The 9156-nt window shown below is 44.5% G+C and carries 10 protein-coding genes; 1 reads left to right on the top strand and 9 read right to left on the bottom strand.

All coding sequences use genetic code 11. The annotated features are described in order from the left end of the window. From C4S38_RS15505 to C4S38_RS15490, 4 genes are all read right to left on the bottom strand, one after another. A partial coding sequence (locus C4S38_RS15505; RefSeq protein ID WP_200817989.1) for a ParA family protein occupies nt 1-404 on the bottom strand: 404 nt, incomplete at its 3' end. Further along, nucleotides 392-610, bottom strand: coding sequence for a hypothetical protein (locus C4S38_RS15500; RefSeq protein WP_103984464.1), 219 nt, complete (start codon nt 608-610; stop codon nt 392-394). The genes C4S38_RS15500 and C4S38_RS15505, both read right to left, overlap by 13 nt. A 132-nt stretch (nt 611-742) precedes the next feature. Continuing rightward, nucleotides 743-1024, bottom strand: a complete 282-nt coding sequence (locus tag C4S38_RS15495; protein ID WP_146059498.1) for a hypothetical protein — start codon at nt 1022-1024, stop codon at nt 743-745. Between the two features lie 376 nt (nt 1025-1400). Next, nucleotides 1401-2855 (bottom strand): AAA family ATPase, encoded by a 1455-nt coding sequence (locus C4S38_RS15490; protein ID WP_103984462.1) that lies wholly within the window; start codon nt 2853-2855, stop codon nt 1401-1403. Between the two features lie 120 nt (nt 2856-2975). Here C4S38_RS15490 and C4S38_RS15485 point away from each other — a divergent pair, with 120 nt between their 5' ends. Further along, nucleotides 2976-3539, top strand: a complete 564-nt coding sequence (locus tag C4S38_RS15485; protein WP_103984461.1) for a recombinase family protein — start codon at nt 2976-2978, stop codon at nt 3537-3539. 118 nt (nt 3540-3657) lie between these two features. Here the strand turns inward: C4S38_RS15485 and mobV are convergent, their stop codons facing one another. The 5 genes from mobV to C4S38_RS15460 all read right to left on the bottom strand — a co-directional run. After that, complete coding sequence (gene mobV, locus C4S38_RS15480; protein ID WP_103984460.1) at nt 3658-5358, bottom strand: MobV family relaxase; 1701 nt, start codon at nt 5356-5358, stop codon at nt 3658-3660. A 381-nt stretch (nt 5359-5739) separates the two neighbouring features. Next, nucleotides 5740-6222, bottom strand: coding sequence for a hypothetical protein (locus tag C4S38_RS15475; RefSeq protein WP_103984459.1), 483 nt, complete (start codon nt 6220-6222; stop codon nt 5740-5742). Between the two features lie 205 nt (nt 6223-6427). Next, the gene (locus C4S38_RS15470) at nt 6428-8104 is read right to left on the bottom strand and encodes a hypothetical protein (RefSeq protein ID WP_103984458.1); all 1677 of its coding nucleotides are present in this window, start codon (nt 8102-8104) and stop codon (nt 6428-6430) included. Nucleotides 8105-8352: 248 nt separating this feature from the next. Next, entirely contained in the window at nt 8353-8673 is a 321-nt protein-coding gene (locus tag C4S38_RS15465) for a hypothetical protein (protein ID WP_103984457.1), read from the bottom strand. A 45-nt stretch (nt 8674-8718) separates the two neighbouring features. Further along, nucleotides 8719-9156: ParA family protein (locus tag C4S38_RS15460; protein ID WP_146059497.1), on the bottom strand; the 438-nt coding region annotated here is incomplete at its 5' end.

The following is a 9156-nucleotide window of genomic DNA, read 5'->3' as shown; positions in this document are numbered from 1 at the left end:
GCAGTGAGAGCATTGATTGTTACCAAACCAAGAGCGGGGGGAGTATCTATAATTATATAGTCATACCCAGCCTTCAGTTCATCAAGGATGTTCTTCAAGATCTGTTCCCGGGCAATCTTATTACTGAACACCATATCTGCTCCGGCAAGATCTATGTGGGATGGTATCAAATCAAGGTTCTCTGATATGTGCATGATTGGAGCCGGAGCACCTTTCATTGCATCATAGATTGAAGCCTCTATCTTGCTTTCATCAGTGAAACTGCTCGTAAGGTTCGCTTGTGGATCTACATCCACCAACAATACCCGACGGCCCATTTTTGCCAAGGCTGCGGCTATATTTACGCAACTCGTTGTTTTAGCCACACCACCCTTGTGGTTGGCTATCGCTATTATTTTCGCCATGTCCAATTTGTTATTCGGTCAAGTTCCTCGATAGCCTCTGCCTGAACAATTACTTTCCTGAGGACTTCACACACGTTATCTTCCAAGGTTGCCCCAAGACGGTGCAGTTGATTGAGATGGTGCTCCAAAGCCTCATGAGCATTGGCGACACTCACCTCATTCTGCTGCAATATTCTCTTGAGCTCTTCCACTCTATCTTCAGTCATTTATATTGCTATATTTGTTTATTGTTTTCTTTTTATATTGTTTTATTGTTGCAAAGTTAATAAAAATATCTGAGATGAACGAGGGGACAGCCAAAATTTTGGCTGTCCCCTCGTTCATCTTATAAAAATATTTCATCCTAAACAATATTGGATATCCTCGTCTGATAGACCTTTTTCTCTCATTCTTAACCGTACCTGTTCTCGACGCAATTTCTCATCTTTTAGATCGAACAGTATATTCACAAAAGAACAGAGAGCCTCTTTTATACGATTCTTCCCCTCCTCCGTTTTTAAATCTATCCCTGAAAATGGGGATAAATTTTTATGCAATTCTAAATAGTAAATACCACCGTTTTTGAGACTGCCCGGCAAACTATCTTTGGATGGAAATATACCTGCCAGATACCGTTTCATAAGCCATCTCAAAATCATCAACTCAAAACAGGGCAAATGCCCTGAGTTTTGAGATTGAATACCTAAAGTGAAATCGAATTATAGCCAAAAGTGGGATAATTGACCTACTTTTGGTTATAATTCGATTTTATTAGTATTGTAAATCATCATCTTAAATCCGATATTTGGCTATAAGTGGGTATTTTGACCCACTTATAGCCAAATATCGGATACTTTATATACCCAAATTTACCACCAACCTCTGAATATACCACCTCAAAAGTGGTATATATTCCAACGATATACCAGATACCGGGTATCATATAGAAAATATTTTATATAGAAAAATTTTTCTATATCTCTATAATAAGCAACCTACTCCTTGAATTTACATCGTTTAAGGAAGGAACAAGTCATCAAGCTCCACGAATGAGTTAATCTCATATTTTTGTGGATTATCAACAATTCCTGAAACTGTTATCATCGTAAGGTGTACAGCTTTCTTAGGTGCTACTTCTTCTTGATACCGTCCCTGTCTCATATGAAGATCCTCCATATATTCCGATGTAATGGCAAATGGTTTTGTTGAGAACTTTGCCTCACACAGATTCACGACATCATCCGCGCGATCTATAACCATATCTACTTGCATTCCGGGATAGCCATGTTCTTTATCTGGTTCTGCACTCCATGCATACCAACTTGTGTATACTCCAGATATTCCCAATGCCTTCGCTATCTGATTTCTATGCTGAAAGCAGACTCGTTCAAATGCCAATCCACTCCATGCTGAATGAGCATGAGTCTTGACATGAGTACTCCAATAATTTGATTCCACTTCCTTCTTAAGAATAAATTCATGATAGAACAGTACGAAATTATCAATTAATTGATACGTCGCATCTCTCTTTCTCTTGTTCGGTTGACTGACCTTCTCAATGAATCCACATAATTCCAGATTCTTAAGAATTGTAGATAATCTGCCAGATAGCTTATAACCTGATAATTCAGAAATCTCCTTTAGACTTAATCCTTTTTTCTTCTGAGATAGGCTGTTGATAACAGCCTCATATGCTTCCGGATGAGAAAATAGAGATGAAAATAATGCACCATACTCCTCTTTCATCTCTGCTCCACGCCTGAAAAAAAGTCTATCGACATTTGAAGGTAGACTCTGTTCCTTCTTGAATTTAGTCCAATAATGGGGAATACCTCCTAAGATCATATAGGCTTCAACAATCTGTTTTCTGTTCCATCCAAGATTCATACTTTTACATAATTGTTCGCATTCCGTCAAACAAAACGGATATACAGGAATACGCTTGGTAATGCGATTATACAGACCTCCATGATTTCTGAATACCTTGTTGAACATCCAAGAAGTTGCACTTCCACAAATAATTAACACGATGTCCTCTGTCCATCCGGCCCATCTGTTCCAAAAGTTACCCAATGCTTCTACAAATCCGGCTCTCGGTACATCCATCCAAGGTAACTCATCAAGGAATACCACCTTCTTCCCATTGACCAAAGAGTCAGTCTTAACAGATTCAAGAAGATGTTGTAATTGATAAAAAGCTTCTATCCAATTTTTAGGTTTAGGACACTTCCGCAAACCTTGATTTATCAGGGCCATATGAAAGGCTTCGAGTTGTTCTTTATTATTTTTATTTTCCAACCCAGTGTACTGAAAAGCGAATTGTCCTTTGAAAGCCTTGTTTACCAGATATGTTTTCCCAACCCTACGGCGCCCATATATGGCAACAAATTCTGATTCTCTTGAATTTACAGCATCAAGAAGAATCCTCAATTCTTCTTGCCGCCCTATTATATTTCGATATCTTGTTTCCATTTCAGTGCAAAGTTAATAAAAAATATTCATTTGGGCGTTCATTATCTTCGTTAATTTCTCACTTAATGAACACACAAATGAGATTGTGAATATTTTTAATTACCTTTGCAACTAAAAAATATGATTATAGGCTACGCAAGAGTATCGACCACCGGGCAGAACCTCGATGGGCAAACAGATCTGCTCACCCAATCCGGATGTGAGCGGATATACAGTGAGAAGATATCAGGTATAAAAAAGGAGCGTCCACAACTTGACAGGATGATGGACTCACTCCGTTCCGGAGACACCGTGATAATAACGGAACTTACCCGGCTGGGGCGTTCCGTCAAGGAACTACTCTCAATCATCGAGAGGATACATGAAGCCGGAGCGTCGATAAAATCACTAAGAGAGACATGGCTCGACACCACCACACCACAGGGTAATCTGCTGCTCACAATCTTTGCCGGACTCTCACAGTTTGAGAGAGATCTCACACGGCAGCGCACAAGGCAAGGACTTGAAGCTGCGAGGGCAAGAGGACGAAAGGGAGGCAGACCCAAGTCTGATGAAAGCAAAGTATCTACCGCTCTGAAGATGTACGACTCAAAGCTGCACTCGATAGATGAGATAACCAAGGCAACCGGAATTAGCCGGGCAACCCTTTACAGAGCCATCGACAAACGCAAGAAAACAACTTGATTCAGCTTGCTGTCCGGCATCGGCTCCAATCATGGAAGCGCACCTGTCCTTGACTGGTGCGTATTAGGCTACGCACCTACGGTTTATACGGCGAGCCGACTGTAAGGACGCATTATCCCTACATTCGCCTTCCCCTGCTTTTCTTCGGAGGTTCCTGAGTCTGTCCGGTGTCCGGCTTTTGTGTCTGCTGCTTCCTTTTCTCTTCCTCCTGACGCTGCTTTATTCCAAGTGCAGCCTTCACCTTTGCCCAGATATCCCGGAAGAAATCGGAGATACGCTTACCGCACATGGAGATGAACGAGTCTTCTCCATGTCCTTCAATCCTCACGGAGATATTATCGGCATATTCCTCCGGAATCCTCTTTCCTGTCGCCGGATCCATAAACGGATATTTCTTCCATGTCAAGGTATTACCCGAAAGAATGGCATCCTGATAATCCGGATCTTTAATCTCAATCGACACAAGCTCCCTTATCAACCGGGCTTCAAGAGGATGTCTGCGCTCAAGTGCGGTCTGTGTGCCGGACACGGTTTCCTTCAGATGTTGCAGTTCCCGTTCCGCCTTCTCTCTTCCGGCTTTCTCATGCCGAGTGGCAGCGGCTTCTCTCTCCAGTGCGGTGGCGTTGCCGGACACGAGCAATTTCAGCTCCGCATTCTCCTTTGCAAGCCTCTCCACCTCTTTCTTGGCAAGGAAACTTATCGAGGCGTTGTTTATCCTATCCAATGCCTCCTTCTCAACCTTGGCAACCTCTTTCTCCCTGCTGTCTGCAGCCTGAAGAAGACGGTCAGCGGACTCGATGCGACCCTCGGCATATTCTCCGGCTTCAGTGTAAGTGTCGAGCCTGTCCTGCGCCTTCACTATCAACGGAAGAAGTTTGTCGAGCTGCTGCTGTTGCCGGGCTATCTCATTTTTCTTTTCAGTGAGTTCACTCCTGGTCTCGTTCAGTTCCTTTTCCTGCTCCCGGATCTGACTGTCCTTTTTAAGAATCTCCCTGTTCTTCTCCTTCACCAGATCCTCCTGTCCGGCAAGTTCCTTGAGCAATTCGTCCAGCCGCCCGCGTTGCAGCTCGTATTGCTCCTTATAATACTGGGCAAGATCCTTATGCTTGGCAGGACTTCCTTCCTCACCTCTCTCCAGTCCGAATGGAGCCATCGCAACAGCATACTCTGTCTGCCGCCTTTTCAGATCCCATTGGGTCATGACATCATCGGCACACAGCCGCAAGGTCTCCACTGTCGCCTTTTTCTTGTAGCGACGTTTCTTCTTCGGGGCTTCCTCGCCATTCTTCTCCGCTTTCTCTTTATCCTTGGCGGCTCTCTTTTTTGTAGTCCTCTGTTTCTTGCTCTCTCCGGACACAACAGGAACAAGAGACACATGAAGGTGCGGAGTCTCCTCGTCCATGTGAAGAACCGCACTCACGATGTTCTCCTTGCCATGTTCTTTCTGCGCCCACTTGATAGACTCCCGGCACCATTCCATCAGCCTGCCCTGCTCGATGATCTCAGCCATACCCTCGACCGATGCGCTCATGCGGATCTCGATGCAGCATATCTGACCTTTCCGGATCTTGCGCTCGTATTCATTGCCGTCGGCATCCTTCTGATGACGGACAGCATCAAGCCTTTTCTCGATGGCTGCGCTGCGGCCAATCTCCCGGGCTTCCTTTATAAACTCCTTGTTATGCTTGGTAAGGTCTCTGCGCTTGATGTTGTACGGCACATGCTCCGTTCCGTCCGCCTTCTTCCTCTCGATATGGGTGGAGTAGGATACCGGTGGACCGTAGCATTTCTCATAATGGCAGACTGTATAGTGGCTCATATATTTTCAGTGGAAGGTGGACGGAAACGGCCGGGAAGGGATGCAAGGGGAACGGCGGCCGCAGAGCTGTTCCCTTTGCCGGAGAGTGCAGAGAGAGGGTCACTCTCTGCCCAGGGGTGACGGGGGCTGGAAGCCCTTGTCCGAGGGTCCGGGAAGGGTCATCCCGGCGGTGGGGTTCAAAGGGGAGAGGACACTCCCCTTGTGGGGGTTGTAGGGGGCGAAGCCTCATGCCTTAATAGGGTTAAATATAGCATCCCAACGGAGTGGATGCGGTGGCTTCGCCAATATTTTGCCCTATTAAGCTATGGCAAATTTGAAAAATTTGCTCTCGCGCAAGCGATGGAACCGCCTGAAACAACTGACCTCCGGAGGATACCTGTGCTATTCCTCGACCTTGCCGTATCCCATTTTGACACGGTTACTCACAAGCAAATACCCACTGAAAAAGCGGTCGAGTATGTTGTTGATTGTAGATGTGATCGTAGCGTGTGGGACACCACTTCCGGCATTCATATCCTTAATCATCTTCACGAACTTCGGGGCGATTGGAACCTGCGGGAACTTCATCGAGGAAGAACGGTACACCATAGGGGAGATATATCCCTCTATGAAATCAGCTTCTGTTGTTTCCAAAACAATTCCGCGCTTTGACAGCACAAACAGAGCCTCTGCCTCACTCGCCAGCTTCGGGCCTTCAGGGGGTGAAAGCAGGCTTAAATTCAGAGTATTCTCCATAGCATATCGAGTTCTCTCAGAGAATCTGCCATCCTTGTCCATCTCTATCTCAATGACCTTTCTTGGATCTTTCTCAAAAGATTTTCTGACTTCTAAAAAATCACCCTTTTCTTCTTCTGTTTCATCCATTGATAAAGCATTTGTTATTTGATTTGAAAATTCATATTTCTGAAAATTATTCTTCCTGAATATTCAGGCGTAAATATTTCCTTACAAATAACATTCATACTATGGTTATGGTTCTTGAAGAGAACTATGAAACGGACTCGCAAGCCCAACAATAAAACAATATATATTGTTTTATTTATTTAATGTTTTATTGTTTTAGTGGTTCCTACACGGCAGAATCCCACCACCGGGTAACAGTTGGTCTTGAGAGTCCTGTCTCCCGGGCACACAAAGATTTATTCTTGCTATCCGGATTCTTCGCTCGCCACTCTTTTATAAGCGTCGCATGGCAACTCTTATCCGCACTTATCTTAATACCTTTCTTACGTCCATTACCTTCATACCAATTTGTCTTACCTTTTGCCAATGCCTGTACATCCCGACTTGCACGAGCAATCATCAAATGAAGTGGTTGCTTACGTCCCTTTCTGATATTTCTTTCTATTCGTATTCCTGTAGTTGTTTCAATAACCCGAATAGGCCACTTGTTATATTCCTCGTCATACGCTCTCATGGCATCGTTTACATCGTCCTCCGTAAAGGGATTATCCACTGTCTCAGTCTTGCGGTCAAAAGCCGGAACCAAGGATAGGGCATCAGCAAGGACTTCATCACGGGGTACGCTACATTTGACAGCATAGACAACCAATGTAAGAATGCACCAGTACCGATGATGCACTTCCACCTGCTGACCGTCTTTAAGGATATTCAGCCACCAATCATACAGACCACGATTGAGTTGCCATTTCTTACCTACCCTGCGGCGTCCTATGACACGGGAAGCATACCACTCCGGCCATCGTTCCTGCGCCTCTTTCAGCGTCACACGGGACGGATTATGCGGAGTCTTATCTGTCAACTGTCCGAGTTCTTCATCAGACAATCCGAAAGCACGCCCTAAAAAGCTATTCAGTTCCTCCGGCGTGTGCATGGGCGCGGAACGGTTCCAGAATGCCCGGATAGGTTTGCCGAACTTTGTCTTGGTTCCCGGCACACGGAAACCCTGCACCACACTCTGAACCTGCGCCCTCTCCGCACCAAGTTTTGACACGAGCCACACAATCTTGGTCAAACCTCGTTTCATCTTATTCAACGCATCAAGACGGGTGGCGAACATTTCAATCGGACGCTTCAACAAGTAATACACATGAATCCCATGTCCGGAATTAACTATGATATTGGCAACAGGATAAACCCCCGTTGTCATACCACGCAACAACATCCGGATCTCGTGCATACTCACACCGTCAAGATCTATCGCAAAGGCATAAAGAAACCGAGCGTTCCTATAAGAGTTGGTGCGCCCTACATAAGTCACCGGGGACAATATCGCAAAGTCCCGCCCACTAAGGAAACTCAGACTCTCGCCATCATCCTTCAGCAACAACCTATGTCTGTTCTTCTTTCCATCCTTGTAGAAGACCACAGGATTATATCTCCACATACGATAACCACTATAGTCTATCTTCTCTGACTGTGAATCATCTGAATTGGAGGACTCTGACCTCAAAGCCTTGTTCCGGATCTTCTGCTTTAACCACAACTGGTATTCATAACTCTGTACTTCCTCAAAAGGAATAATCCCCTCACCCTGTTCAAAGGCTTTCCTCTCAAACAACAACTCGACAAACTCATCAGGATAAAGCTCTGACAATTCATAATGCTCCCCACACTGAAGATAATCGGATTTACGCTCAAACTCCTGCTCCAACACATCAACAGAAACACGGTTCAGCCGACCATGATAATCCGACCAAGCCTGAAGAAACTCCCGGTACTCATCCGCAGAAAGAGTATCGAAATCAAAATTATTCAAGTCAACCTTACTAAAGTCTATACTCATAATCTAAAATTTTGAACAGAGGGGCACTCGTTCCTCGTGCCCCATTAGGGGGGCGTATATTATCAATATGTTTTTCTTTTACACTTTGCAAAAATAGTCATTCCTTTCGACATACACAAATCAACTCCTTTTTCAGACCGGGAAGATACAAGAATTTAATTGGAGCGACCGCATTTGTGACCGCTCCAATTAACAACAATATAACTTGTTTTATTTATTCAATTATATATTGAAATATTTTTATATTGTCATTTTACCCTTTGAGAAACATACTCCTTCAATGCTGCCGTTATGATCTCCTTTTGAGTTGTGCGCTCAACCACGGCAAGCATCTTTATTTCCTGGGCAAGTGAATCCGGAAGTTTGAATGTCACACATATCTCCGGTTCTCCAGAGTTGGCAGACGGTCTTCCCGGTCTGCGCTTATCGGATTGTCCCGGTATTTCAGGTGCCACTTCTTTTGGCATTTCGACAGGGGCAACAGCCGAATTAGTAGATACTGATTCAGCCTCCTTGCTTAAGCCTGTCACTGTACCAAGCAATCCTGATGTCAATGTCTTTTTTGCCATACTTTTTATATTGTTTAATTTATATATTGTTATACTTATTTATTTTTATATTGTTTGATTGTCTATTTCTTTTGCGAGTGCTCTATAATCCTCCGCAACGGTTGATCCCGGAGCATAGTCCAAAACACTTTGACGATAGGTCGGAGCTTCTGCCGCCGACACACAAGTCCGCACATAGGTCTTGTAAATCTTATCTCCATACTTCTCACGTATAGCCTCGATAACCGCATTATCAAGTTTGCGCCGATTGTACTTGGCGATTATGATGCCAGAAACATGAAGCCCCTTGTTGATGCTTTGAGCGATGTCTCCTATCATTTCATCGAGCATCACCAATCCTCGGAGAGGAAGAGTTTCCGCACAGATTGATATGATCACGCTGTCAGCGGCAGTGAGAGCATTGATTGTTACCAAACCAAGAGCGGGGGGAGTATCTATAATTATATAGTCATACCCAGCCTTCAGTTCATCAAGGATGTTCTT

The organism is Parabacteroides chinchillae, from assembly GCF_900108035.1.
Lineage (GTDB): Bacteria > Bacteroidota > Bacteroidia > Bacteroidales > Tannerellaceae > Parabacteroides > Parabacteroides chinchillae.
This window is presented reverse-complemented; position numbering and strand designations above follow the sequence as displayed.

Excerpts from the sequence above, each read along its gene's own strand:
- C4S38_RS15495 (WP_146059498.1), bottom strand. The coding sequence starts at position 1,024 with ATGAAACGGTATCTGGCAGGTATATTTCCATCCAAAGATAGTTTGCCG.
- mobV (WP_103984460.1), bottom strand. The coding sequence starts at position 5,358 with ATGAGCCACTATACAGTCTGCCATTATGAGAAATGCTACGGTCCACCG.
- C4S38_RS15485 (WP_103984461.1), top strand. The coding sequence starts at position 2,976 with ATGATTATAGGCTACGCAAGAGTATCGACCACCGGGCAGAACCTCGAT.
- C4S38_RS15465 (WP_103984457.1), bottom strand. The coding sequence starts at position 8,673 with ATGGCAAAAAAGACATTGACATCAGGATTGCTTGGTACAGTGACAGGC.
- C4S38_RS15475 (WP_103984459.1), bottom strand. The coding sequence starts at position 6,222 with ATGGATGAAACAGAAGAAGAAAAGGGTGATTTTTTAGAAGTCAGAAAA.
- C4S38_RS15490 (WP_103984462.1), bottom strand. The coding sequence starts at position 2,855 with ATGGAAACAAGATATCGAAATATAATAGGGCGGCAAGAAGAATTGAGG.
- C4S38_RS15470 (WP_103984458.1), bottom strand. The coding sequence starts at position 8,104 with ATGAGTATAGACTTTAGTAAGGTTGACTTGAATAATTTTGATTTCGAT.
- C4S38_RS15500 (WP_103984464.1), bottom strand. The coding sequence starts at position 610 with ATGACTGAAGATAGAGTGGAAGAGCTCAAGAGAATATTGCAGCAGAAT.